The organism is Desulfogranum mediterraneum DSM 13871 (assembly GCF_000429965.1).
GTDB classification, from domain to species: Bacteria; Desulfobacterota; Desulfobulbia; order Desulfobulbales; family Desulfobulbaceae; genus Desulfogranum; species Desulfogranum mediterraneum.
In genome coordinates this window covers 316,916-342,725 of the sequence record NZ_KE387004.1, presented here as the reverse complement: position 1 = coordinate 342,725, position 25,810 = coordinate 316,916, and the positions used below count along the sequence as shown (strand labels likewise).

The window sequence follows — 25,810 nt, the reverse complement described above, 5'->3', positions numbered from 1 at the left end:
CTGTTGTTCCGGGAGTTGAATTTTCAGGGGAGAGGCAGGATGCTGGTAGAGCGATATACAGGTTTCACTCCTGTTTGTCAATTTCATCAAGGAGGGCCGCTGCAAAGAGTGGCAGCAGCAGCTCATGGTGGCCGGTGAAGTTATAACCCTTGCCGCCCTCCAGGGTGGGACGGTGGACCACGTTGGTGGCCGGCCGGTAGTGACGGATGAAATCAAAGTTGGCCGTGGTCAACCGGTTGACCTCATGGCCCAGGTTGCGGACCACGGTGAGGGCCTTTAAAAAGACCTCGGGCAGGAGGACCGCGGAACCGACATTGAGGTAGACCCCGTCCTGGAGCGTGCTGACCAGGGTGGAGAACAGCCGGAAATCGTGGTGTCCGGCCCTGCCGATGGCGCCGCCGTCCACGCTGGGATGGATATGGATAATATCCGTGCCCATGGCCACGTGCACCGTTACCGGCACCTTGTAGCGGTAGGCCATGGCCAGGAGACTCTGGTCGTTATGGGGAAAGTCCTGCTCGGTGAGGGCCCGGCCCACGGCCTCGCCGATGCCCAGGCCCTGTTCGGCACCCCGGTTGATGGCCCCGTTGAGGAACTCGCCGGTCTCCTGGGCCGCGCCAAAGGCCCCGGCACCCAGCACATCGGCCACCTCTTCTGAGGTCCGACCCACCATGGCGATCTCGCTGTCATGGATGATGCCGGCACCATTGAGGGCAATGGCCGAGAGGATCCCCTCTTTCATCAGCCCGATCAGGATGGGGTTCAAGCCGACCTTGATCACGTGGGCGCCCATGCCCAGGATGATGGGACGACCATTCCTGTGGGCAGCTGCGACCCTGCGGATACAGGCCGGAAAATCGCTGCCCGTCAGCTGGGCAGGAAGGGCGGCGATCAGGTCACTGACCCGCATGCCCGCCTGGGCCGGGCGGGCAAAGTCCTTGACGCTGACCTTGGAATGGCGGTCATAGACCGAGTAGGTGTTCAGTTTGTCCAGATCGAGCGGAGAGATGGCATAACGAGACATAGAGCTACACTGGCAGAAGGACCCTGCACCCTTGGGAGTGGGGAAGGGGAAAGAGGGTTAATCCGTGGTAAACATGGCCTGCTCGACGATTTCACAGAGCAGGTGCTCGATCCAGAGATGGGTTTCCTGGATATGGGGGGTCGAGTCCGAGGGTACATTCAGGATCAGGTCACAGATGGCGGCCAGATCACCGCCGGGTCGGCTGGTGCCTCCGGTGAGGGCCACGGTCTTCATCCCGATTTCCCTGGCGGTCTCCATGGCCTTGACCACGTTGGCCGAGGTGCCGGAGGTGGAGATCCCCAGGGCCAGATCTTCGGGGCGGCCGAAGGCCTGAATCTGCTTGGCAAAGATCAGCTCAAAGGAGAAGTCGTTGCCGATGGAGGTGATCACCGAGGTATCTGTGGTCAGGGCCAGGGCCGGCAGCGGGCGGCGGTTGATCAGGAAACGATTGACAAACTCTGCGGCCAGGTGCTGGGCGTCGGCGGCGCTGCCGCCGTTGCCGAAGAGGAGGAGCTTGCCCCCGTCTTCCAGGGTCTCCTGGGTCCATTGGGTCAGGGTGATGATCTCTTCAATGGATTCATGGACAAAGGTCTCCTTGGCCATGATCGATTGGACCAGGTTTTTTGAGATAAGCGCTTTCATGGGCTCACAATGAGAAAAAAAGCATCAGCTGTCAAATAAAAAAGCGTTTCCACCCTCAGAAGGGTGGAAACGCCTTGCACAGCAACAGAGCTTGATCCAACTTAGGGCAGGTCCTTCATGATCAGTTCAGAGACCTCTTTGATGGCCACTGAGCCGTCGACCGAGATGACCGGGCAACCGTCAAGCTGTTTGAAGTAGTTCACCGCAGCCATGGTACCGGTGGTCTCGTCGTAGTAGATGCCGTGACGCTTGTTGATGGCATCTTCGTCCTGGTCATCGGCGCGGACTGAGAGCTCGCCGCCGCAGACCCGGCAGACCAGCTTGCCGTCTTTTTCCACGGGCTTGATGGCGTCAAAGGCGATGTGGTTGGGATGGTTGTTGTCGTTGGCGCAGAGGCGACGACCCATGATCCGTTCCTTGGCGATCTCGCGATCCAGGATGATCTCCACCACGCAGTCCAGCTTCATCTCGGCTTCTTTCAGGGCCTTGTCCAGGGCCTCGGCCTGGGCCAGGGAGCGGGGAAAGCCGTCGAGCAGCCAGCCGCTTTCCTTGGACTTGTTCAGGGTCTCCAGAACCATGGGGATGGTGATGTCATCGGGTACCAGGTCGCCGCGATCGATATACTCTTTGGCCTTTTTACCCAGTTCGGTGCCGCCCTTGATGTGCTCGCGGAAGATCGCTCCGGATTCGATATGATCGATGCCGTATTTCTCTTTGATGATAGCGCCCTGGGTGCCTTTACCGCTGCCGTTAGGGCCGAAGGTAAGAATGTTCATGCCGGTCTCCTTAGTGAAGAGTTCGATCGATAGCGTGTCTTGCAACACATTGATTTCTATTGATAAAACATGGTATAAAAAATGAATGATCTCTCATTAATCCCCCGACTATACCGCAAGTCGTATTCTTTGGCTATGAAAATGATTGATCAGAGCCATGAAAATGATTGATCAGAGCTCGCTCCGGCCTCCGGGAATTCAGGAAGATAACAGGGCAGGGCGGTGGCTGATCAGGGAATTATTCCCGTTGACGAGGGCCACTATTTTTTGACAAGCGTCAGTAAAGCGATTAAAAAAACCACCACAAATAACAAGTCTATTACTTCTAGATCAGGTTGATTGACCATGAAAAAAATTCAGGTTGGGATCATTGGCTTCGGTACCGTTGGCAGTGGGTTGGCAGAGGTGCTCTATTCTCAGAAAGAACGTCTGCTGAAACGGACGGGTGTGGACATCTGCCTGGCAAAGGTTGCCGACATCAATCTGTCTGCCTTGCCGGAGCAGTTCAGTGGGGTGAGCCTGGTGCGGGACGGGGCCGAGCTTATTCAGGATCCGGACATCGATATCATCGTAGAAACCATCGGCGGCATTGAGCCGGCCAAGTCCCTGGTCATGGCAGCCATCCGGGCCGGCAAACATGTGGTCACCGCCAACAAGGCCCTGCTCTCCCAGGAGGGGCGGGACATCTTTGCCGCTGCCGCAGAAAACCAGGTAGAGGTGGGCTTTGAGGCCAGTGTGGGCGGCGGCATCCCGGTGATCAAATCCCTGCGTGAGGGGCTGGTGGCCAACAGGATCCTCTCCATCATGGGGATCATGAACGGTACGGCCAACTATATCCTGACCCGGATGACCGAGGAGGGGGTCCCCTTTGATGAGGTCCTCAAGGATGCCCAGGAACAGGGCTTTGCCGAGGCTGATCCCACCTATGATGTGGAGGGGATCGATACGGCCCATAAGCTGGCGATCCTGATGTGTATGGCCTATGGGACCAATATCACCCATAACGAGATCGCCACCGAAGGCATCTCCCAGATTGAACCCCTGGATATCGAACTGGCCAGGGAATTCGGCTGCCGGATCAAGCTCTTGGCCATCAGCCGCAACCATGGTGACCATGTCGAGGCCCGGGTCCATCCCACCATGGTGCCGGAGAGCCACCTGCTGGCCTCTGTCAGTGGGGCCTACAACGCCATCCACTTCACCGGCGACACCGTGGGCAATGTCCTGCTCTACGGCCTGGGGGCCGGGATGATACCCACCGGCAGTGCGGTGGCTGCCGACGTGGTGGATATCGCCCGCAACATCCAGGCCGGATCCATCGGCAGGGTGCCGCCCCTGGCCTACCTGCCTGAAGAGATAACCAGCCGTCGGGTCACCCCCATGGATGAGCTCTTCGGCCCCTACTACTTCCGTTTTACGGTGCGGGACGAACCCGGGGTGCTCTCCACCATCTCCGGTATCCTCGGACGTCACGGCATCAGCCTGGAGTCTGTGGTCCAGAAGGGGTGCAGGGAAGACCATGTCGTGCCCCTGGTGATGTTGACCCATACGGCCAAGGAATCGGCCGTGGCCGCGGCCCTGGAGGAGATAGCCGAGCTTGAGAGCGTGGTGGCGCCGGTGGTCAAGATCCGCCTGCTTGAAGAAGAATAACAACCGAGGCAAAGCGGATACCTATGAAATATATACTCTTGATCGGTGACGGCATGGGCGATGTGGCTGTCCCCCAGTTGGCGGATAAGACCCCCCTGGAGGCTGCGGCCACTCCGGCCATGGACCGGCTGGCCCGTGGGGGCGAGCTGCTCCTGGTCCGAACCGTACCGCCGGGCTACCCGCCGGGCAGCGATGTGGCCAACCTCTCCCTGCTGGGCTATGAACCGGAGCAGTGCTATTCCGGCCGAGCCCCGCTGGAGGCCGCCTCCATGGGGGTGGAGTTGGAGCCCGACGAGCTGGCCTTTCGCTGTAACCTGGTCAATGTCCGCCGTGAGGATGACCAGCTGGTGATGGTGGACTACAGTGCCGGCCATATCTCCACCGAGGAGAGCCGCCAGCTGATTTCGGCGGTCCAGGCGAGTTGCGGCAACGAGCTTTTGCGGCTCCATCCCGGGATCAGCTATCGGCACCTGCTGGTCTACAGGGGGGCGATCCCGGAGGCCCTGGTCACCGTGCCGCCCCATGACCATATGGACCAGGATGTCAGCGCCTACTATCAGCGCTACCAGCATGATCCTGCCCTGTTTCAGCTGATGGAACAGGCGGCCCGGGTGCTGGCGGACCATCCGGTGAACCTCAGGCGAGAGCAGGAGGGTAAGCTGCCGGCCAATGCGATCTGGCTCTGGGGTGAGGGCTATCGTCCCCGGATGGAGGGCTTGCCCCAGCGCTACGGGATCAGCGGCGGGATGATCTCTGCCGTGGATCTGTTGATGGGCATCGGTGCCCTGGGTGGTCTGGAGGTGGTCGAGGTGGAGGGGGCCACCGGCTACCTGGATACCAACTACCAGGGCAAGGCCGAGGCCGCCCTGGAGATCCTGGCCAGCAGGGACTTTGTGGCGGTGCATGTCGAGGCCCCGGACGAGGCCGGTCACCAGGGCTTGGCCGCAGCAAAGGTCCAGGCCATTGAAGACTTTGACCAGAAGATCGTGGCTCCCATCCTCGCCGGCCTGGAAGAGCGGGACGAAGCGTTTCGGCTGGTGGTCACCATGGATCACTATACTCCCATCCATCGCCGTACCCATGAAGATTGGCCGGTACCCATGGTCCTCTATGACTCCCGGGGCGTCGCCGCTCCCAGCGGTGTCGGCTATACCGAGGCCAACGTCCTGGCAGCCGTTGAGGAGAGCGGTCTCAGGCTGGAGTCCGGAGCCGCCTTCTTCAACCGTTTCATGGAACAGGACGGACACCATGGCTAGGTCGCTCTCCACAGGCCTGCGTGAACCGATCTTTACCACCACCTGCCGGGTGATCTACGGGGACACCGATGCCGCAGGGGTGGTCTACAATGCCAACTATCTGCGTTACTTTGAGATCGGTCGCACCGAGATGATGCGGGCCTGGGCCCTGCCCTACTCCAGGATGGAGGAGTTGGGCTGCATCCTGCCCCTGACCGAGAGTTATCTCCGTTTCAAGGCGCCTGCCCGTTACGATGACCTGCTCACCATTGCCACCTCCCTGGTCGAGGTCAAGCGGGTCTCCTGCCGTTTTCATTACGCCATCACCAGGGTAGAGGCGGGGAACGAGCAGTTGCTGGTACGCGGCTTCACCACCCTGGCCTGTACCGATCGGCAGGGGAAACTCAGCCCCTTTCCCGAGGAGGTCCGGGCCCGGATCGCTGCCCTGGTGCCTGCTGATCCCTCTTGAGGGCAGCTGAGCCGGGAAAAGGAGAGGAAAGCGCAAAAAGAAAGGCAAGGGGGGATTTAATCTTGACAGGCAAGGGGGGGGATGGTAAATATCTCTCCACGCGTCGCGGGGTGGAGCAGTTCGGTAGCTCGTCGGGCTCATAACCCGAAGGTCGCTGGTTCAAATCCGGCCCCCGCTACCATGATTATTCCAGGGATGTACGCTTGAAGCGTACATCCCTGTTTTTGTTTGGAGCGGTTGCTTTAACGCTCGGTATGTTTTTTCTGCTGATGACACAAAGTGTTGACAGGGAAGGGGAGAGATGGTAAATATCTCTCCACGCGTCGCGGGGTGGAGCAGTTCGGTAGCTCGTCGGGCTCATAACCCGAAGGTCGCTGGTTCAAATCCGGCCCCCGCTACCACGATTATTCCAGGGATGTAAGCTTGAAGCTTACATCCCTGTTTTTGTTTGGAGCTGTTGACTTAAGCCCGGCACGCTATCCCACTTGTTGTAGCCTCCTGGCCCCATCCTTCCTGGCTCCCCATGCCCCGATGTTTCCCCATCTCCTCTCTTGATTTGATTCCTGCTGTGACTGCTGCCCTCTTCGCTGGTTGCTGTCTGCCTTGTCCTTTCGTTGATTCTGCTGAGATCATCCTCGAATCTTCAAAAACCGGGCTGCGCCGGCAGGGGGGAGGTGCGTCTTCCCCGATGCCTGGATTCAGAGCTGGACTTGAGCCGGGTGCCAGGGCAGTGGAGGCCATTGCCCTGGCACCCGGCCTGGGAGCGAGGAAGCGACCCGAAGCGAGCTTTTGTGAGGGGGGGATTATGGCAGGGCTCAGGAGATCTCGACCACCATGCCTGCAGCCACCTCCCTCTTCTTCTCCTCGCCCATGAGGATGGCCAACAGTTCCAGGGCAAAATCAACGGCCGTGCCTGCTCCTCTGCTGGTGACACAGTTCTTGTCCCGCACCACCTTCACCTCGGCGCACTCATTACCGGCAAGGTCAGCGATGAACAGGGGGTGACAGGTGGCCCTCTTCCCCTCCAGGAGGCCATGGGGCTGGAGGACCACCGCAGGTGAGGCACAGATGGCAGCGTAGAGTTTTCCCTGGGTATTCTGCCTCTTGAGGATCTCGATCAAGGGCTTGGAGCTCTGCAGGTTTTCTGCTCCCGGGATCCCACCGGGCAACGCCACCAGGTCGTAGTCTTCGGCAATACACTCCTCGATCAGCCTGTCGGCTTCGATCCGGACATTATGGGAAGAGGTGATGATCTTCTCGTTTACCGAGGCGGTATCCACCCGGACGCCTGCCCGGCGAAAGACGTCGACGATACTCAGTGCTTCTATCATTTCGATACCATCGGCAAGGGGCACTAACACTTTTTTTTCCATGGATCCTTCCTCTGTTTGATGTCTGAAGAGAACGTGACTGGGCTAATCGTTCTGCTGAGCATAATCCAAGATGGGGGAGGATGACAAGTCCTGCCCGGGGAGAGAGCGAAAGCTCTCCTCCCCGGTGGGCCGGTTCAGGATCCAGCTGCCCCGGTGCAGGCCTTGAGGAGCTCGGTGAGCGGGGGATGGTCATCGGCCCTGCGGCTGCGGTAGCAGTATGAGAGCAGCGGTCCGGGTCCGATCACCGCTGCGCCGCCGAGTTGGAGGAGGTCTCCCTGCAGGCTTGCAGGCCTGTGCCCCTCTCCGAGTGCCCTGAGGCCGCTGAAAAAAGAGCTGGGGGCGAGGACCCCCTGGATCGTGCGTGAGAAGCCCAGGAGCTTGAAGCCTGTTAACTCGGGATCTGTGAAGATCCTGCCTCGATAGCCGGTGGCACGGATAAAGGGGGCTATGGCTGTGGGTTGGCCGTTACCGATGACGATGAGGGTACAGGGGGCGTTGAGAAACTGTTGTTCCTGTCTGGCCAGTTCAGCAACCTGCTGACGGCAGAAGAGTCAGCCAAAGTGACGGACGAAGATCATAGCCACCCTCTGGACCTGCCAGAGGGAGCCGTAGCTCTGCTCTTTGCCATGACGGTCAAGGATGGGGAGTGAAGCGAGTCGCCTCAGTTCCTGTTTGCTCACACTACTCATGGGCGTACCTCCAGGGGAAAAACGGGATCCTGTCCTGATTACTAACTGTCTTGATTACTAACTGTCCTGATTACTAAGATAGGTCGTTCATATTCAAGTTCAAGGCGGGCAGAGGTATTCGGGGGAGCCGCCCAAGGGCTCCCTGGTCAAGCTGGGAGGAGCCCGTTTAACCGAGATCCTGCTGATCAGTGAACGATCCGGAGCGGGGCAGGGCAACGGTTACGCTGGTGCCCTGATGCAGACCTGAGCTGACCCGAATAGATCCCTGGTGTTTTTCGACCACATCCCTGGCTATGGCAAGGCCCTGGCCTGTTCCCTGGCCCAGCTCTTTGGTGGTGAAAAAGGGTTCAAAAATTTTTTCCCGTAATTCCTTATCCATGCCGCAGCCGTTGTCAGTGATGATAATCTCAATCTCTTGTTCTGCCGTCCGGGTGGCGATGGTGATGATACCCTCAGGCTGGTGGTCGTGCCGCTCCTGCTCTCCCAGGGCCTGGGCAGCATTGACGATGATGTTGAGGAAGACCTGGTTCAATTCATCGGCGTTGCCGGGGACCTCTGGGAGCTCTGGGTCAAGATCGAATGCCACCTCAGCCACATACTTCCACTCATTACGGGCAACCGTGGTGGTGCTTTGCAGGCACTGGTTGATATCGGTCAACTCGTAGTTCCCCTCACTGGGATGGGCAAAGCGTTTCATGGCGGAAACAATGGCGGCCACCCGACGTAGTCCGAGCAGAGACTGGCTGATCGCCTCGGGGATCTCTTTGCCAAGAAAGGACCAGTCCGCCTGTTCCTGGAGTTCGGCCACGGCCTGACCCTGTTGTTCCTGCACAGCCCCCGGGACAGGGGAGAGCAGCAGTTTTTCCATGCCCCTGATCATGGTGTCCAGATCCTGAAAGGCCTCTTCCAGGAAGGAGGTGTTGCTGAGAACAAATTGGGTCGGGGTGTTGATCTCATGGGCAATACCAGCCGCCAGGCGGCCGATGGCTTCAAGTTTTTGCCCCTGGGCGAGCTGACGCTGCATCTCCAGGAGTTGGGTCACGTCTTTCTTGACGGCCACAAAATGAGTGATCCTGTCGTTGCTGTCACGTACCGGCGCAATGGTGGCATCTTCATGGTAGATCGAGCCGTCTTTTTTTCTGCTGGAGAAATGGCCGGACCAGGTGCGGCCCTTGCGGATGGTTTTCCAGAGATCCTGGTAAAAGGCCAGATCATGGAGGCCGCTACGAAAGATCGCCGGACGCTGACCGATAACCTCTGTCCGGGCGTATCCCGAGGTCTGTTCAAAGGCTGGGTTGACATAGGAGATGATGCCGTCGATGTCGGTGACGATGATGGTTTCCGGGACCTGCTCCAGCACCGTTGCCTGAAGCCGGTGCGCCTTGAAGGCCCTCTCCTGCCAGCTGGAAAGGGCTGCCAGGCCGAGGATCAGGCCTGCAGAGATCAGCGCCAGTACGCCCATCACCATCAGGGCATGGAAGGTGTTGTAGATCGCCTGGGTATACTCAAAGCGGAAAAGCCGGAGGGGACTGCCCGCCTGCTGGGAGGCAAACATGGTCCATGCCGTGTCCCTGGGCTGCTGAGAGGAGTGAATAAGGCCGAGCTCCAGGTCCAGGGGAGTGGGGGGGAGCGGGCTGCTGAAGAGCAAGAGGAACGAATCACTCAAATGGTATTCCGGCCGGGAACTGTAGAGGACTTTTTTATCGTAGCTAAAGGTTGAAAAGGCCTTGTGGCTTGCCGGGTTGAGCAACAGCCTGGCCATGGTCTTGAGCGAGATCTCCGCCCGAATACTCCCCACCGTGGTCGTTCCCAGAAACAGGGGGGTCAACAGCTGGATCTGACCCATGCCGCTGGGGAAGAGCTGGGGGCGTTTGCTGCTCTTATCGTAGCCTTGGGGGAGGGTGATCGTCCCTGGAGAGGACCTGGGGAAGCTGGTCAGGATCTCTCCCTGCAGGTTGAGCAGGGAGAGTTGTGCGTAGATCGGTTGACCGCCAAGGGTGTTTGCCTGATAGATCTGCTCCAGGGTGATGGCCGTGTTGGCGAGGCTGACACCCAGGCCGTAGGCCATGCTCATTCCCAGAGCCCTGTTTTCAAAATAGGAGAGCAATATTCTGTCCAGGGAGAGTTTGTAGAGGTCGTTGCTTCGTTCCTGGAGAAAGTTGTTGACGGCCTGTACCTCATTTTCCAGGAGATTTTGGATCTGGAGACGACTTATTTGGCGGAGCCGCTGTTGGGAGAGGTAGTTGATCGAGAGGAGTGCCGCCACCAGGAGGGCGACCAGGCCGATGATGATCTTGGGGAAAGAGTGTTCCAGCTGGATTCTTTTCAGGAAACGTTTCATGGGCGACCGCGGCATGTTTTTCAGGTTGCTCAGGGCGATTTTTTTGCAAAAAAAGCAGGAAAGTATCTGGCTGCATGGGGGTAGTGGCGCCGGACCATCCCTTGGTAGCTCCCATCCTGCCACAGGGTGGTGAAGTAGCGGTTAAAGGCGGCACGTAATCGGGGGGATTGGTGGCGAAAGCCGACCGCCATCTGCTGCTGGGGGGAGATGGGGCCGATGATCTTGATCTGGCCCGGCCATTTTTCCAGGGCGATCAGGGCATCGGGTACATCCAGGAGTGCGGCGTCTGCTTCACCGCGCAGGATCGCCGGTGCCAGGTCATTCAACCCCCCGGAGAAATAGCGCACCTGGGCCTGGACCGCTGCCAACTCGTAGAGGCAGGGGTCCAGGCAGGTGTCCTTCTTGCCAAGCACGGTTTTGCCCCTGAGCAGTTGCTTCACCTGGAGAATGTCCTGGGCCGTGCCGGCCCCGGGTGTAATGGGACTCAGGGGAGAATTCGAGGCTGCCACCAGCCAGACCTGGGTAGGAAACACGGGCAGGGAAAAGGCCACCAGTTCTTCTCGCCAGGGGAGGATGGTGAAGCCGCTGGCGATGACATCACCACGGACCCGAGGAGTAGCCGCCGGAGCGGGTGTCCCTTCCTTCCCGGGAAGGGGGCTCGCGGTGAGGTCACCAATGGCCTTGTTCCAGGTCGTGGTCACGGCCACATATTTGACTCCCAGGGCGTCGGCAAAGCCCTTCATCAGTTCATGGCTCAGCCCCTTGTTGTCCCCGAGGTTGAAGTTGGCATAGGGGATCTGGAGGTGTCTGAGCCCGCCCCGGGCCAGCACCTCTTCCAGGTCGGTGGCCAAGCCGGGAGTGGTGGAGAGGGCAAAACAGGCAAGACTAAACAGTAACAGGAGATGGCGCATGGTTCTCTCCCTGCGGGTTCTGTTGGTTGTGGTTGTACAAGAGAACTCGTTCCTGGCTGCGGCTCGTTGTTTCAGTCCTGAATGCTGAGGGATGAAGAGGCCGCGAGCGACGGACAGTTTTTCAGCAACCGTACTCCCAGTCTATCGTATAGCAGGAGGGCGAATCAAAAAAAAAGAAACAATGGTCGGTATAAAACCCAAGGGGAAAAATATATTCCAGGCAGTGACCTGAGCGGCAGGGGGAGACAAAGGCTCCGGACCATTATTTCCGGCCATCGAAGCCTGTCTCTCCCGTATGTCTTCGGAAATGAAAGGAAAAGAGAAAGCGGTATTTTTTTGGAGAGCTCTATGGGTGCAGAATCGGAATGCCTGGTTGGGTGTTGATGCTGCCGATGCTGCCGCCAAAGAGGGAACCCAGAATACCGCCAATGATACCGCCTCTCCAGGAGTTGCTGTTGTCCAGCAGGGCCCCTGCGGTGGCGCCGGTCACTCCTCCGATGAGGGCGCCTCGGCTCGCCTGCTGACGACTGTACGAGTAGGGTGTCGCCTGACCGTAGTAGGACGGATTACGGTAGGGGTCACGGTAGGGACTGGTGTAATAGCGTGGGGATTCGGTCAAGGAACCGCCGAGCAGTGCGCCTAAACTGCCACCGATGACGGCACCTCGCCAGCGATTGTCCGGGTCCAGTAAAATCCCTGCGGTGGTACCTGTGAGAGCGCCCATCCCTGCGCCTTGATACCCCTGGTGGGTGGCACAACCGTTCAGGAGGGAGAGGCTACAGGTCAGAACGAGCAGGGGGGCAAACAACGGCTGAAATCGGTCCATGGTACTCCTCCTTTTCCGGGTTGATCGAGTTCTGCAGTAATCATAGGGATGAATCCCCGAGTAAGCCAGTTCGCCAGGTTGGAAACAAGACAGTGCCGGTTGCTGGTTGCAGGCGAACCGGCTCTTCCCTGTCGTTGCTGTTCTTGGTTCAAGAGTACCCCACCCGTCATGGGGTGGTTCTCTAAAAAAAGCTGCGCGGAGCCTTGGTCATGCCGATTTTGTCATGCCACTGTCCCAGGCGTTCACCCCGCAGGGAGAAGAGCTGGAGTTTGCAGGTGTAGTAGGTCACCTTGCTGCCGCCGTTGCCGCGTTGGCTGGTGGAGGTGATGGTGGTCTTGATGATGTAGTCATAGCGGGAGGAGACACTGCTCTCGTCAATCACCCTGGCCACCCCTGAATCAAGAACTTTGGCGATGATCTCATCCTGGAGGTCTTCGGTGATGATGTTGGCATCGTGGGTGGTGTTTTCCGGTACCGCAATCACCAGAAGAGGTTGTTTCTTTTTCCCAGGCCATGACTGCACCCGGGAAGATCCCAGCATTTTTTCCGTGACCTTGCCGGCCAGGGCGACCATATCTTCGGCGGTTATCTTGTCATCCAGGTGAACCCGTTCGCCCTCGGCGATCATGCCTACGTTGCTCTGGCTGCCGATACTGGTGGGTACCTGGGCACAGCCTGAAAAAAAGGCGGATCCAAAGGCCAGGGTAAGGGAACTGAGCAAACAGCTGAGTTGTCGTGCGTTCATCGGTACTCCTTTGCTTTATTTTTTGTTACGTTGTTTGTTCAGCTCAATAAAGGCGTCGTCCACCAGGCGAACCGTGAACATGGTCTGGCTGGCGTCCTGGCGCAGGGCCATCTCGGAAAAGACCTTGGCCTCTTTGGGGCCCAGGACAAATCGTTTCCAGGGGCGGGGAGAGGCGACGGCAAAGCCGGCGTTATCTTCCCACTGGTATTGATATTCCAGTTCATAGCGGTTTTGGGTCAGGTTTTGGACCGTGACCTGGGCCTTGCTGAAGCTGCCCTGGGAACCGAGTTTAGGGTTGACCACACTGATATAACCGACCAGATACTGGGAGGCGATGATCCGTTTCAGGCCGGGGTAGCTGGAATCAACGGCCGAGGTCTGGATGATTTCCTGGTTGGAGTGAGCCCCGGGGACCTGTTCAGGCTGGGAAACCGTTGTGCAACCGGCGCTGAGCAGGGTTGCCGTGCAGAGAACTATGAGGGTGGGTGAAATATATCGCATGGTACACTCCAAGGTAAGGTTTGGGGCCACCTTAAAATAATGCTTTTCCTTCCAATTTCGTCGTTGCGCTCAAAAAAAAATATCCTCGGAATATCAAATGTATGCCTGCGGTAAAATTCATCGCGCGCCTTGACCTTGATCGAAAAATCTAATTTTGCAAGGTACCCTTGGTTGTTAGAGGTTGCTTTCCTGCTGTTATTTTTTTGCTGACCAGATGCTTTTGCTGGGGTAGGCGTGCATGGATTGGTCGATGCTCCTGACCAGGACAAAGTGGCGGCCGCCCTTGGCCAGTCGCAGCTTTTGCTGGGCCAGTTTTCTGCCCTTGTGGTCGTAGGACTGAATCTTCAAGGTCTTAAGTCCCTTGGGTGGATAGATCCTGGCCGCCAGTACCCTGCTGGGCAGGGTCATCCAGGAGGTGGTGTCGGGTTCCTGGTGGTCATCCAGCACCTGTCTGACCAAGCCGCCAAGCCCTCCCAGCAGGGAGTTGCCCGTCTCCACCACCACGAGATCACGGATGACCGAGGCCACCACCATGGCCTGGATGGCCGGCAGGGAATCTTTCTGGTGTCGCAGGGCCAGGGCCTCCACATCGGCCACCGGTGAGAGGGTGGCCAGGACCTTGCCCTTGGCTGTGGTCACCTTGATGGTCTTGACCCGGCTGGGGATGGGTTCGTAGGTGGGCAGTTCCACCTCCAGGTTGTGCTCCAGGGGAATGGAGAGGACCTTCTTTTCCGGGACAAATCCATCCAGGGCCACCACGTGGATCAGGCGTGAGGCAGATCGCTTCCTCTTGGTATCCCTGACCGCCTGTTTCAGGACCTTGCTCTTGGGGTTGAGCTTCAGGGCCTGTTTGTAGGCGATGTGGGCGTTACTGAGCAGGGATTTGATCTTGATGCTCTTGAACTCGTTGACCATGCCGGTGATGTAATCTCCAAAGGGGTTGACAAAGGCGTTGGCCACGGACAGGGCATGGTCGTCGTACTTGGCAAACTCCCGGTCCAGGGTGGAACTCAGCCGCTGGGAGGTGTTCTGGGCCCTGGCCCTGCCGTCGGCTTGCGGCGGCTCTTTCCGGGCCAGTTCCTCCAACTCCTGCTCAAACTTCTCCTTCTCCTCATCCTGCCATTGCACGGCCAGCCGAGCCACGTTGAAGGCTCGATCATCACCTTTGAGCAGATAGGCCATGGCGGCCATATCCAGGAGCAGCACCTTCTCATATCCTGGAGCCTCGTAGCGGCCGAACTCTCCGGCTCCGGCCATGTCGGTGAAGACCGAACCAACACTGCTCATGGCCCCACTGAAGTAGGACTCCGACTCCCGCTGTTCGATCAGGTCCTGACCAAGCCGACAGTATTTCAGAGACTTGTCGGCATTACCGGATTGCAGGGCCAGGGAGGCCCGCTCCATGAGACCCACCAGCCGCAGTTCATCGGCCAGGTTCTGTTCAGACCGGCTCTCGGCCAGAATGGCCTCCTCTTCCGCGGTTAGGGTGGCGAGCAGGGTATCCCACTGGCCGGCGGCAAGCTGTTGCCGGTAGGGCAGGTATTTTTTTGAATAACCGGCATAGTAGGAGCATGGTTGCTGCGCTTGAGCCGACCGATGGTAAGGCCTGCCGCTCTGGGTGGGTACGCACCCCTGCAAGAGGGAGAGGGTGAGCATCACCCCCAGGGCGGTGAGCCATAGCCTTTGCCGGGGCTGCAGTACGGTGGTTTGAGTCTCTCTTGGTTCCATCTCCTTCCTCTGGCTGAAGGGTTGCAGGCGTGGCTGTGGCCGGATTACCAGGCCACTTGCATTTTTTCTACCGCTTTTACCCGGGCAGGGGCGCGGCGGCGCAGGATATCTCCGGCAGCAGTCTGGCCGCCGTCTATCATCCTTGCCCGGGAACGCGCCTCCTCCACGGCAGTGACTTCCAGGAAGCCGATGGTGGTTTCGGCGCTGCCAAAGGAGAGTCCGGTGTCCGGATCGATCAGAGGCGGGCCTGGTCGCTCAACCGCAAAGGTGGTCCCCTCCTGGATGCCGGCGTCAGCACCCCGGTTCAGATAGATGGTACCGTCCGCCATGGCTGCCAGCACCTTGATGGGGTAGATCCGTTGGATGATGCCGGCAGCTGCCGCAGTGACGAACTGATCGATCAGCCTGGTTCGAATCTCTTCGACCCCCAGGTTGGTATAGAACTGCTTGATTCTGATTTTTTCTGTGGCCACGATGGCGCTGCTGTGGCTGTCGGCGATGCGCAGATTCCCCTCGATAAAGCCGGTGGAACTCAGCTCGTATTCATCCAGGTAGGGGACCTTTTCTTTCCGCAGGTGGAGGTAGAAGTTGGTCAGCTCGCCCAGGACCAGGTAGTCGGCCCCTGACAGCTCGGCAAGATAGGGGCGGATATCTGCTCCACGGGCAATGGCCTGGAAGGCCTTTTCGTCCAGGAGGCGATCGATCTGCCGACGTTCCATCAGGGTGAAACGATGGGTCTTGTCCAGGGCATCCGCCAGGGTATCGCTCAGCTGGTCCATGGTCCCCTGTTGAAGAGCAGAGATCATGGCACTGTCTTTAAAGGTCTGGCGGGCGTTGAGCTGCAGAGACGTCAGGGCCAGGGTGGCCCTGACGAACATCTCCGCTTGCCGTCCTGGTTTCTGGGGGGCAGCTGACGAGCTTATAGGCAGGAGGCCGCCGCTGCGTGCGGGGCTGGTGGAGGCCGTCTCCTTGCTTGTCGCTGAAACAGGTTTAAGCAGATCGCCGGCCTGTACCGCCTCTCCCTCCAGGATGGTGGCCAGGCTGCGGTTTGCCTCCACCTGGGAGAGCTGCAGCTCTCCCATTCGGGTCTCCATGGTTCCCAGTTCCACCCCGGTGTCAGGGTCGGTTATCCGCTGACCGGGACGAAGAATCTCCAGGCGGTCACCCTTGGTGAGTCGGCCGTCGCTGCCCCGGTTGATGTAGATGGTACCGTCAGGGGCCACGGCTGCCACCTTGACAGGGTAGACGGCGTTGAGCAGGTTGGCCACCACCTGATCTGCAAAGGCATCGGCCAGGGCCGCTGTCAACCGGGCTGCTCCGGCCTGGATCTCCAGTTGCCGGCTCAGGCTGATCTTGCGTGATTCCATGATATCACCGCTGCGGGCATCCACCAGTCGGATATTGCCCTCGGCATGGCCAGCGAGCATCTTCATCACCCTGGAAGAGTTGGGCAGCTGGAAGTTCTGCTCCTCCTGGGAGAAATTCTGCAGACTGCCGATGAGCAGGTAGTCACATCCCTTGAGGCTGCCCATGGCCGAAGGCAGGTTGCGGTTGGCGGCCAGGGCCTGGGCGGTCTGTTCGTCCAGGAGCTGGTCAACCTCCTGGCGATCGATGACGGTGAAGCGTTTACTTTGCACCAGGCGGGTGATGATGGTGTCGGTGAAGATGGGGATGTGAGCGCTGCTGCAGCCTGTCTTTGCCGTGGAGCCGCACTTCACCAGGCCGACGGCAACTCTGGGCCGGCCTTGCACTCCTAGGGTCGAGGAGGACTGCAAGGGTACCGAGGCGTTTTGTGGGGCAGGGACCTGGGGGGAGGGGGACTGGAGTTCCAGCGCCGCCAGATCTCCCCGGCGAAAATCAGCACCCTCCAGGGCCTGAACCACTGCCAGGGTCTCCTGGACGGTGATCACCTCCACCCTGCCCAGGACTTGTTTCAGGTGGCCAATAACGACCCCGGAGCTCTCTTTGATGGTCTTTCCTTCCCGGATAAGGCCAAACCGATCACCGACCCGGATGCCATCGTTGCTTCCCCTGGAGATGATCAGGGGATCAAGGCTGACCACCTTGGCCGGAAAGATGATGTCCAGGATCTGCCGGGCGGCCTGCTGGCCGAGATCTTCCATGAAGGCAAAGTCCTCGCCCTCCTCCGGGCTTCCGTTGAGGAGGATGGCCGGCACCTGGAGTTGGAGACTGGCGGCGCCCAGGACGGTACCGCTGCTGGCCTGGATGACCCGCAGGCGCAACCTCGCCTTGGCCGTCTTTTTCCGGACCGTCCTGTTGCGCTCGCTCAGCGGAACCGTGATGTTCTGGACACTGCTGCCCAGTTGATGGAGGTTGCCCAGTACCAGATAGTCGGCACCCACGCTGGTGGCCAGATCCTTGAAGTCGTGGAGGAGGTCGTTATACTTGGCGCCGGACACGGTGGAGGGCATGGCCAGCCCTGCGCCGACTTCAAAGCTGTCCATTTCGGCAATGGCCTTATCCAGGGTCCGATCCAGGTAACTCTTTTGCAGCTGTTGGCCGAACCGTTGTTCCAGGACCGCGGTTCGCAGGGCCTTGCGTTCCACCGGCAGAAAGCGATTGCTCTTGGCCAGCTGTTCCAGGATCACATCCGCCAGGAGTTCAGGCAGGCCCACGGCCTCAGGATCATAGCCGTGCTTTCGCTCAAGCTGGTCATAGGCCTGGTCACTGCCGGTGTGTTGGTCGTTGTCGGCACCAAAGGGCGGAGTCTTGTCACGGCCCTGCCTGGAACGGTGGGCATAGACCCCGGTGGCATCCGGGATAAAGTCGGTATGGCTGAGCACGGAGATCGTGGCCGGCCTAAGCGGACCAACTGCGGCTGGAGCAACAGGGGAGGGGGCTGCTGTGCTGACCGTCGCCGGGGCTGAACTGGCCGCAAACAGGCTCAGCAGCAGAAGGATGAGGCAGGAGCTTGCTCTCCATGGTTTGGGCATGATCTCTCTCCAGGTGTTTACTGTTTGCGGACTATGCAGCCGACGCTGATTTCGCCCTCAAGTTTGTCTTCCAAGATGGTGGCGATGGTGAATTTAGGTTTGACCTTGCTGACCTTGATCTTACCGACAAATTCTTCGGCAGAGCCCAGCTGTTCACCGGTATGGGGATCGACCAGGAGCTCGCCTTTTTCGTAGACCTGGAGGATATCGCCTGGGTGGTAGCCGCCGTCCCTGCCCCGGTTGAGATAGACCTTGCCGGGTTGGACCTTGATGATCTCCACCGGGAAGACCAGGGCCAGGAACTGATCCACCATCTGGGCGGAGACAGCCTTACAGAGGTCAGAGAAGTGTTTGGTGTTGGGGACGCCGCCGCTTCTATTCACCATGGTTTCCCCGGTGGAAAAGCTGTCCTTCAGGTAAAAGGTGGCGGCTATCTGGCCGGTGGCGGTGTCCACGATCTGGGCATTGATTTCCAGGGTACCGTAATCCCTGCGGAAATATTTTTTTTGCAGGTTGGGGACCTTGGTGGTCTTGGCATAGAAGGCAAAGCGATAGACTTCCGGCAGGATTAGGTAGTCGGCATTTTTCAATGCCCCGGAACGGGCAGCGTCCCCGGCAGTTAAGGCTGATTGGGCAAACTGCTGTTCCTCCCTGATGGCCTGAAGTGCGTCCTGGTCACGGCTGACGACCTGGAATTTCCTGGCAGCCAAAAAGGAGGCCTCCATCTCTGCCAGCAGTTTTTCCCGGTTCAGGTACCTCTTCACCGAAGAGGACACGTTGGAGGAGATCTTGGCCGGTTTGATGGCTATGGTGGGCTTTTCTGCAGCAAGACCGGTTCCTGCTGCCAGCAGCAAGCCGCCAATGGCTCCAAGAGCGATCAGCTGGCAGCGCAGCATCAGGAGACGGGGGGGAAAACGAAGACACGACATGATTCACCTATCTGTTCAATGGATTCGGGTCAGTTGATTTTCAGGAGCCTGGAAAACCACTTTTTCTGGAGTTCAACCTCGATCTGCTGCTGAACCGAGCGGAGAGCCCGGTCGCCTTTGCTCACGACAATCCCGTAGTAATTGGTGCGTTCCTGCTCCAGGACAAAGAGCAGCTGGATGTCGCCCCTTTATCTTCCTGCATCAGGTGTCCCGCCAGTGGACCGTCGCAGGTCAGCGTCTCCAGCTCTCCTGCCTGCAGGGCGGTTACCGCCTCAGGCAGGGTTGCAAATTTTCTGAGCCGCGCCCGGCCGATGGCCGTAGCGGCCGGGGCTATGGCCTCCAGGTAGTCGACTTCAAAGCCGCGCAGGGAGCCCTCGGCATCTCTGAACTGCATGGGTGGTTTGCTGGGATCCCGGGCAAGGTGGTTCATGGCAGACCTCTTAAGGTTCGAGGTGTGGGCACCTCTGTTAACGGTGACCTCTGGGATGAAGCCCTTGCGATTCAAGGATTTTTTTCCCGTTGCCGCTGTTGGTTTGCCTTGTAACGCTTTGAAATAACGCTTAAAGTGATAGCTTACTTGTGGGGAAAAGTCAAATCTTACCCCGGTTGTTTACCGTTTCTTCTCTCCTGGCGGAGAAAGAGGAGCTGTTTGTTGACACTTTATTTTAAGAGAAAATGTTAATTTAACTTGACAATTCACTGTTGTTCAACTTACCTGACTGATCAGATTTTTCAGGTTCCACCAGCTGGATGAAAAGGGAATCCGGTGTAACTCCGGAACGGGCCCGCCGCTGTAAGCCCCTTCTTGCCCTCGGGCAAGTCAACCCGTGCAACCTCGGATGCCACTGCAGATCTCTGTGGGAAGGCCGTTGCCTGGGGGGGTGAGTCAGAAGACCTGCCTGAGAACAAGGTGTACCCTATCGGTGCACCCTGAGCAGAGCCGTCAGCACCAAGCTGGGGGCTGCTCAGCCTGCCTATCTCCCTGGACAAGAGCTAGGCCGTGACATCTGTGGATTATAACAGGGCATCCCCGGATCAATTATTCTACGATTGGTCCGGGGATTTTTTTTTCTCCCCCGGACAGCCGATGTTTTTAAGGAGGAGGAAACATGATCAAAAAGTACTATCCCGCTCTTTTCATCCCCGTGCTGCTCTGCAGCCAGGCGCAAGCTGTGCTGGCCGCAGAGCAGGCAAGCGGTCCGGCCATGACCGACGAGTTGGTGGTGACTGCCAGCCGCAGTGCGGAAAGCCAAAGAGAGGTCAGCGCCAACCTGACGGTGATCAACCGTGAAGAGCTGGCACAGTCTGCCGGTCGCAATGTGGGTGAGCTGCTCGCCGAAAAGGGGCTGGGGCATGTCCAGCAGTATCCCGGAGCCCTGACCGCCATCGGTATCCGTGGCTTTCGCACCGACACCCATGGCAACGATCTGCAGGGGCATGTGCTGGTGCTGTTGGATGGTCGCCGTGCCGGGACCGGTAACGTGGCCAAGCTGATGACCAGGAACGTGGAGCGGATCGAGATCATCCGGGGACCGGGTGCGGTCCAGTACGGTTCTGCCGGTATGGGCGGGGTCGTCAACGTGATCACCCGTCGGGGAACGGAGAACAGCCTCTTTGTCGAGGCTGGCGGCGGTTCTTTTGATCAGGCTGAGGGCAGCATCGGCGGCACCGTCAAGCAGCAGGGTTTTGACTTTGCCGGCGCCTACACCCAGCGGACCTATGGCGACTACGAGACCGGCGGAGGCGATCGTTTTTACAATACCGGCGTGGACTACGAGAGCAGCCTCAGCGCCAACCTGGGCTACTCCTTTTCCGAGAACAATCGCCTGGGGGTCATTGTCAACCGTTTTGAGGTGGATGAGGCCGGTAATCCCGGCTATCTGAGCCAGAATGACCTGGACGACACCTCGGATAAGAAGAACTACTCCATTGACGGCACCTATAGCGGGGCTACCCTCAACGACCGCTACCAGTGGCTGGTCCGTTACTTTTTCGGCAAGGATGAGAACAGTTGGAAATCACCCATCGGTTCTGACCCCACGGGCTGGGACACCGGTATCCCCTCGTCCAACGAGACCGATCAGCAGGGGGCCCAGGCCCAGTTAACCGCCGACTGTGCCTTTGCCACCCTGACCGCAGGATTTGACTGGCTTGATTATGAGGTGGAGAACAGCTGGACTCCCAGAAAAACCACCTACTCCAATCCCGCGCTCTTCTTCCTGGGCAAGAGTGCACTCCTGGAGGATCGGCTGACCGTCAATCTGGGACTGCGCTACGATTGGTACGAGGTGGAGGTCAAAGAACCTGCGGGCCGGGATGAGGACCAGACCCGTCTCACCCCCAAGGTGGGGCTTGCCTGGATGGTCAGCGACGAGCTGAAGCTGCGTGCTCAGTATGCCGAGGCCTTTATGATGCCTTCGGCCGATCAGCTGGCAGCCGATTTTAGCAGCTTTGGCCGCAGGACCGTGGGCAACCAGGATCTGGATCCGGAAAAGAGCACAACCTATGAGGGCGGCCTTGACTATGGCCTGGGCAGTCTCCAGGCTGCACTGACCTACTTTCATACCGATTTTGAGGATAAGATCATCAGCAGCGCCCTGGCCGACGGTTCCAGCAGCTGGCAGAACCTTGGGGATGCCACCATTGCCGGCTTTGAGGCAGAGCTCAGCTACGACCTGGGGGAACCCTTCAGCTGGAGCTGGGAGGTACGGCCCTATCTGGGGATGACCATCCTCACCGAGTATGAGGATAAGGAGACCGGCAAGGACCTGCTCTATGTCAGCGGCACCAACCTGGCCGCCGGCCTGGTGGTCAACAACGGCGAGGGCGCCATGGTCCGTTTCAACCTGGCCTACAGCGGTAAGCAGGATGTGGAGGACTGGGAGTCCGGCTCCTTTCCCACCCCCATCGTAGAGCTCGACTCCTCCACCGTGGCCGACCTGGTGGCCTCCTACCGTTTCCTGGAGTCCGAGACCTACGGGGATTTCACCCTCCGCGGCGAGATCCGCAACCTCTTTGACGAGGAGTATGCCTATGTCAAGGGCTATCCCCTGCCAGGAATCAGCTGGTTCGTAGGGCTGCGTTGGCAGTATTAGTGCTGCCCTCTCCTCCTCTCCCCTCTGCCCGGGCTTGCCCGGATGGCGGCACTGTTGCTGAGTTCAGCGCTCGCCTGCAGAGGGGCCCAGGGGAGGCTCTGGGCCCTGCTTGCAGGCTTCTTCCTTTGAAAAGAACTTCCGTGATGGCTCACCATGAAAAATTTCCTGCTTCTGCTCGTGATGATGTTCTTCTTGCTGCCTGCCGCGCTCAAGGCCGAGAGCTATCCGCTCTCCTTTGTTGATTCCGGCAACCAACAGATCACCCTGAACAAACCACCCCAAAGGGTGGTCTCCCTGGTGCCCTCGGTCACCGAGATCCTGCTTCGGATCGGAGCGGCCGAGGTGGTGAGCGGCATCACCTATCATTCGCAGCTGCCGCCGGAGAGCGGAGACAAGGCGGTGGTGGGCGGGTTTTTCAGGCCCGACCTGGAGCGGGTGGCCAGCCTCAAGCCGGACACCATCTTTTACTCCAGCCTGCAGCAGGGGGTGGTGGCCCGTTTTGGCGCCACTGCCACCCTGATTCGCCTCGCTCCCCGCTCCATTGCAGAGAGCTTTGCCCAGATCGCTCTGCTGGGCCGGATGTTTCATCGGGAAGAACAGGCCGAGGAGGTGATTGCCGAGGAGCAGCGTCGGCTGGAGCTGATCGCCGCCAAGATCAGGACTATCCCGCAGCAGGATCATCTCCGGGTGATGCGGCTCATGGGCCGGGATCAGGTGATGACACCGGGGGATGATTCCTTTCAGCAGGAATTCATCCGGGCGGCCGGCGGCATCCCTCCCACCTTTGGCAAGAGCGGCACCATTGTCCCGGTGGAGCTTTCCGAGTGGCAGGCCTTTAATCCCCAGGTTCTCTATGGCTGCGGCAATGATCGGACGATCATGTCGCTCCTCGAAGAGCCGGGCTGGCGTGAGGTGGAGGCGGTGCAGAACAGGCGGATCTATTTCTTCCCCTGTGAGCTTACCTGTCGGGCCGCCACCCAGAGCGGTTACTTTGTCTCCTGGCTCGCTGCCCGGCTCTATCGACAGCAGTTTGGCGAACCAGCCGCCTTTGTCCTGCCCCAACAGGTGGTGGCCGAAAAACCCCTGGACCTGGATCTGGACTATGTCCGGGAGGCCGGCGTCGTCGAGAGCGACATCAAGGATTTTCGTAACCGGACCCTGGTGGTCCGGCTGAAAACACCCATGGCAGTGCTTTCCACCCTGGAGGGGCCTCGCAGCGGCATCACCACGGTGCTCAACCATTACTTCCCGCCGCCATCCTGGGGCCTGGGCCATAACCAGGGGTTGGAGGCCCTGCGCCGGGAAACCCTCGAGGTCCTGGGCCTGGAAAAGGAGAAGAGCGCAGCCCTCTTTACCGGTGCTGACATCGATAATCTGGCTGTGGCCAGGGAGTCGTTCAAGGCCATGGAGGTGACGGCCCTGGTCACTGCCGGGGTTTCCAGTAATGCGGTGCGGATGGGCCATGACAGCGGAGCCTTCTATGAGCCTGACCAGGAGGAGAAGAGCACACCCGGGACCATCAATGTTCTGCTCTTCACCAACATGGAGTTGTCTTCCCGGGCCATGTCCCGGGCACTGATCACTGCCACCGAGGCCAAGGCTGCCGCCCTCCAGGAACTGGATATTCGCTCGAGTTATTCACCCCTGGTCAGCCAGGCCACGGGCACCGGTACCGACAACATCATCGTGGTCCAGGGCAGGGGCTATCCCATCGATGCAAGCGGAGGCCACACCAAGATGGGCGAGCTCATCGCCCGGGCCGTCTATAAGGGGGTGCAGGAGGCGATCCGCAGGCAGAATGGACTGGCAGCACAGCGTTCGATCTTTCAGCGCCTCAAGGAGCGGAGGCTTGATCTCCAGCAGCTCTGCCGGCTGCGGGCTCCTGAGCAGGCAGGAGCGCTGCATCAGAGAGTGGAACGGATTCTGTTGGAGCCCCGCTACAGTGATTTTATCAAGGCAACTCTGGCCCTGAGCGATCAGTATGAACAGGGACTGCTGGAGGAGACCAGCGCCTTCAGCAGTTGGGCGCAATCCCTGGCTGCTGAGATCGCTGGTGGCGGATTCTCTGTTCTGGATCAGCGAGGCCTGGAACAGCTTCCCCGGATGCTCGGCCTGGGAATGGCTGCCATCTTCACCGGAGCCGAGCTCAGCGCTGGGATACCAGGGCAATAGGAGCGCATTATATTTTTTTCTTGTATGATATGACGATGAAGAAGAGATCGAATTCTGTTGTCCTGTTGCTTTTGCTCCTGCTCCTGGGGAGCACCACTCAGCTCCTGGCAGAGGGGCGGACTCTTGAGGAGGTGCCCATGCCCGAGGTCCGGCGGATCGTTTCCCTGGGCCCCATCAACACCGAGAATGTCTACCTGCTCGGGGCAGAGGATCGTCTGGTGGCCAACACCTCCTACTGTGTCCGCCCCGAGGCGGCCAGGGAGAAGGAAAAGATTGGCTCAGTGATGCAGGTCTCCCTGGAAAAGATCATCAGCCTCAGGCCCGACCTGGTGCTGGCCACCGGCCTGACCCAGCAGCAGCAACTGGATAAGATGCGGGCCCTGGGACTACGGGTGGTCCAGTTTGAACAGCCCTCCTCCTTTGCAAGCATCTGCAGCCAGTTTCTCCGTCTGGGACGCTTGCTCGGTCTGGAGGAGCGGGCCAGGGAGATTGTGGCGCGGGCCCGCGCCAGGGTGAAACAGGTTCAAGACCACTACGCCGTCGCCCCCTGCCAGAAGGTCTTTCTCCAGATCGGCTCCCAGCCCATGTTCTCCTCGGTGGTCGGCTCTTTTACCAACGATTATATCAGCTACAGCGGAGCCCTCAACATTGCCGGCACCCGGAGCAACGGTGCCATGAACTATGAACGGGTCCTGGCTGCGGATCCCGATGTGATCATCATCGCCATCATGGGCAGCGAGGCCGGGGTAGCTGCCCGGGAGCGGCAGAAGTGGCTCCGCTTCAACGGGATGAAGGCCGTGGATCGGCAGCGGATCCATGTGATTGATCCGGATCTGGTCTGCAGTCCCTCGCCGGTGAGCTTTGCCGAGGCCTTTGCCCGGATCGCGGCCCTGATCCATCCGCAAGACCGAGCCGGGAGCGGCTCCTGAGACCCTTCCTCATCTTTTGCTGCCTGGCCTCTGAGCCGGTTCTCTTGGACAAGCCTCAGCTGTGATGGTGCCGGCTTCCGGAGCTTGGCAGGGCGGAAGAGTCGCTTGAACCGCTTGAACTCATTTTCATCCCCAGCTGAACAGCAAACAGGAGTGTCAAAAACGGTGCGTCGTCCTGGCGCACCGTTTTTTTATTCCTTCAGGGACCAGGAGAAATGGCATTCTCCGGCCATTCATGGTAATGGAATCGGCTTTTTGTTTAAAAAAAATCTGATTCCCCCTAGCTTAGCCTTTACCATGTCCGCACCTTTCCCCCTGCTCGAAGATACTGCTACCTGGATTAAATACCGTCGTAAACTCTGCCTCTCCTGTACGGCCGCCTGCTGTTCCCTGCCCGTGGAGGTCACCATGGAGGACCTGGTTCGGATGGAGCTGATTGACACCTTTGACCTGGAAGAGTCTGCCAAACGCGTTGCCAAGCGGTTGAAGAAGGCGGGGGTGATTGAACACTTTTATCAGAAGAAGGGACTCTTTACCCTGACGCGCCTGGCCAACGGCGACTGCCTCTATCTGGATCAAACCAGCCGGCGATGCACCATCTATGAGAAGCGACCGGACACCTGTCGTAACCACCCCCTGGTCGGTCCCCGTAACGGCTTTTGTGCCTTTGTCGCCAAGGAGTCGGCCCCTGTCTCTGGCTAGTGTCCTGGCCAATCCTCCTTTGCGGCCCTTGGGCTCTGTGCACAGGTCGAAGTTGTCACAGATCGTTCTCTTCCGGACAGGCGTTGAGCTGGGGTGATATCCCCTGGCTGAGGGGGCAT

22 protein-coding genes, 2 tRNA genes and 1 riboswitch are annotated in these 25,810 nt (G+C 59.1%); of the genes, 9 read left to right on the top strand and 15 right to left on the bottom strand.

Translation table 11 applies throughout. The features are described 5' to 3' along the window. Nucleotides 1-64: 64 nt before the first annotated feature. The 3 genes from G494_RS0116390 to G494_RS0116380 all read right to left on the bottom strand — a co-directional run bounded on the left by G494_RS0116390 (nucleotide 65) and on the right by G494_RS0116380 (nucleotide 2,442). Entirely contained in the window at nucleotides 65-1,024 is a 960-nt protein-coding gene (locus G494_RS0116390; protein WP_028585381.1) for a hypothetical protein, read from the bottom strand. 57 nt (nucleotides 1,025-1,081) lie between these two features. Beyond that, on the bottom strand, nucleotides 1,082-1,666 hold the full coding sequence (locus tag G494_RS0116385) for a D-sedoheptulose-7-phosphate isomerase (protein ID WP_028585380.1): 585 nt from the start codon (nucleotides 1,664-1,666) through the stop codon (nucleotides 1,082-1,084). Between the two features lie 101 nt (nucleotides 1,667-1,767). Next, nucleotides 1,768-2,442 (bottom strand): adenylate kinase, encoded by a 675-nt coding sequence (locus tag G494_RS0116380; protein ID WP_028585379.1) that lies wholly within the window; start codon nucleotides 2,440-2,442, stop codon nucleotides 1,768-1,770. Nucleotides 2,443-2,787: 345 nt separating this feature from the next. On the opposite strand from G494_RS0116380, the gene G494_RS0116375 reads away from it, so the two are divergent. The 5 genes from G494_RS0116375 to G494_RS0116355 all read left to right on the top strand — a co-directional run bounded on the left by G494_RS0116375 (nucleotide 2,788) and on the right by G494_RS0116355 (nucleotide 6,197). Next, nucleotides 2,788-4,092: a homoserine dehydrogenase gene (locus G494_RS0116375; protein WP_028585378.1), complete on the top strand. Its 1,305-nt coding sequence runs from the start codon at nucleotides 2,788-2,790 to the stop codon at nucleotides 4,090-4,092. 23 nt (nucleotides 4,093-4,115) lie between these two features. Continuing rightward, the gene (locus tag G494_RS0116370) at nucleotides 4,116-5,348 is read left to right on the top strand and encodes a cofactor-independent phosphoglycerate mutase (RefSeq protein ID WP_028585377.1); all 1,233 of its coding nucleotides are present in this window, start codon (nucleotides 4,116-4,118) and stop codon (nucleotides 5,346-5,348) included. Next, nucleotides 5,341-5,796 (top strand): acyl-CoA thioesterase, encoded by a 456-nt coding sequence (locus tag G494_RS0116365; RefSeq protein WP_051305781.1) that lies wholly within the window; start codon nucleotides 5,341-5,343, stop codon nucleotides 5,794-5,796. Before G494_RS0116370 ends, G494_RS0116365 begins: the two co-directional genes overlap by 8 nt. Before the next feature lie 104 nt (nucleotides 5,797-5,900). Further along, nucleotides 5,901-5,977: transfer RNA gene (locus tag G494_RS0116360), tRNA-Met, on the top strand. Between the two features lie 143 nt (nucleotides 5,978-6,120). Then, nucleotides 6,121-6,197, top strand: a tRNA-Met gene (locus G494_RS0116355). A gap of 414 nt (nucleotides 6,198-6,611) precedes the next feature. Here the strand turns inward: G494_RS0116355 and G494_RS0116350 are convergent. The 12 genes from G494_RS0116350 to G494_RS0116295 form a co-directional block, all read right to left on the bottom strand. Beyond that, nucleotides 6,612-7,169, bottom strand: coding sequence for a DJ-1 family glyoxalase III (locus tag G494_RS0116350; RefSeq protein WP_028585375.1), 558 nt, complete (start codon nucleotides 7,167-7,169; stop codon nucleotides 6,612-6,614). Nucleotides 7,170-7,303: 134 nt separating this feature from the next. Next, nucleotides 7,304-7,693, bottom strand: coding sequence for a peroxiredoxin-like family protein (locus tag G494_RS27955; RefSeq protein ID WP_084456997.1), 390 nt, complete (start codon nucleotides 7,691-7,693; stop codon nucleotides 7,304-7,306). Nucleotides 7,694-7,720: 27 nt separating this feature from the next. Beyond that, complete coding sequence (locus G494_RS27010) at nucleotides 7,721-7,858, bottom strand: hypothetical protein (RefSeq protein WP_153305919.1); 138 nt, start codon at nucleotides 7,856-7,858, stop codon at nucleotides 7,721-7,723. A gap of 166 nt (nucleotides 7,859-8,024) precedes the next feature. After that, nucleotides 8,025-10,199 carry a two-component system sensor histidine kinase NtrB gene (locus G494_RS25715; protein ID WP_051305780.1) on the bottom strand — a complete coding sequence of 725 codons (2,175 nt, stop codon included), beginning with the start codon at nucleotides 10,197-10,199 and terminating at the stop codon, nucleotides 8,025-8,027. Between the two features lie 29 nt (nucleotides 10,200-10,228). Then, nucleotides 10,229-11,110: a transporter substrate-binding domain-containing protein gene (locus G494_RS24030; RefSeq protein WP_035247017.1), complete on the bottom strand. Its 882-nt coding sequence runs from the start codon at nucleotides 11,108-11,110 to the stop codon at nucleotides 10,229-10,231. A gap of 346 nt (nucleotides 11,111-11,456) precedes the next feature. Beyond that, entirely contained in the window at nucleotides 11,457-11,936 is a 480-nt protein-coding gene (locus tag G494_RS25710; RefSeq protein WP_028585373.1) for a YMGG-like glycine zipper-containing protein, read from the bottom strand. Between the two features lie 181 nt (nucleotides 11,937-12,117). Then, a complete protein-coding gene (locus G494_RS0116325) occupies nucleotides 12,118-12,681 on the bottom strand; it encodes a hypothetical protein (protein WP_028585372.1) in 564 nt (187 codons plus the stop codon). Between the two features lie 15 nt (nucleotides 12,682-12,696). Beyond that, nucleotides 12,697-13,182 (bottom strand): DUF1425 domain-containing protein, encoded by a 486-nt coding sequence (locus G494_RS0116320; RefSeq protein ID WP_028585371.1) that lies wholly within the window; start codon nucleotides 13,180-13,182, stop codon nucleotides 12,697-12,699. A gap of 195 nt (nucleotides 13,183-13,377) precedes the next feature. Next, complete coding sequence (locus tag G494_RS0116315) at nucleotides 13,378-14,910, bottom strand: hypothetical protein (RefSeq protein ID WP_028585370.1); 1,533 nt, start codon at nucleotides 14,908-14,910, stop codon at nucleotides 13,378-13,380. 44 nt (nucleotides 14,911-14,954) lie between these two features. Beyond that, nucleotides 14,955-17,864 (bottom strand): CsgG/HfaB family protein, encoded by a 2,910-nt coding sequence (locus G494_RS0116310; protein WP_028585369.1) that lies wholly within the window; start codon nucleotides 17,862-17,864, stop codon nucleotides 14,955-14,957. A 17-nt stretch (nucleotides 17,865-17,881) separates the two neighbouring features. After that, nucleotides 17,882-18,793 (bottom strand): CsgG/HfaB family protein, encoded by a 912-nt coding sequence (locus G494_RS0116305; protein WP_084456993.1) that lies wholly within the window; start codon nucleotides 18,791-18,793, stop codon nucleotides 17,882-17,884. Nucleotides 18,794-18,914: 121 nt separating this feature from the next. Next, nucleotides 18,915-19,223: a type 2 periplasmic-binding domain-containing protein gene (locus G494_RS0116295; protein WP_153305918.1), complete on the bottom strand. Its 309-nt coding sequence runs from the start codon at nucleotides 19,221-19,223 to the stop codon at nucleotides 18,915-18,917. Between the two features lie 287 nt (nucleotides 19,224-19,510). Next, nucleotides 19,511-19,710, top strand: a riboswitch (cobalamin riboswitch). Nucleotides 19,711-19,902: 192 nt separating this feature from the next. Here G494_RS0116295 and G494_RS0116290 point away from each other — a divergent pair. The 4 genes from G494_RS0116290 (at nucleotide 19,903) to G494_RS0116270 (ending at nucleotide 25,691) form a co-directional block, all read left to right on the top strand. Then, a complete protein-coding gene (locus G494_RS0116290; RefSeq protein ID WP_028585366.1) occupies nucleotides 19,903-21,888 on the top strand; it encodes a TonB-dependent receptor plug domain-containing protein in 1,986 nt (661 codons plus the stop codon). A gap of 153 nt (nucleotides 21,889-22,041) precedes the next feature. Beyond that, nucleotides 22,042-24,060 (top strand): adenosylcobinamide amidohydrolase, encoded by a 2,019-nt coding sequence (locus G494_RS25705; RefSeq protein WP_051305779.1) that lies wholly within the window; start codon nucleotides 22,042-22,044, stop codon nucleotides 24,058-24,060. Between the two features lie 35 nt (nucleotides 24,061-24,095). Then, nucleotides 24,096-24,989 carry an ABC transporter substrate-binding protein gene (locus tag G494_RS24015; protein WP_084456990.1) on the top strand — a complete coding sequence of 298 codons (894 nt, stop codon included), beginning with the start codon at nucleotides 24,096-24,098 and terminating at the stop codon, nucleotides 24,987-24,989. 297 nt (nucleotides 24,990-25,286) lie between these two features. Continuing rightward, nucleotides 25,287-25,691 carry a YkgJ family cysteine cluster protein gene (locus G494_RS0116270; protein WP_051305799.1) on the top strand — a complete coding sequence of 135 codons (405 nt, stop codon included), beginning with the start codon at nucleotides 25,287-25,289 and terminating at the stop codon, nucleotides 25,689-25,691. Nucleotides 25,692-25,810: the final 119 nt, after the last annotated feature.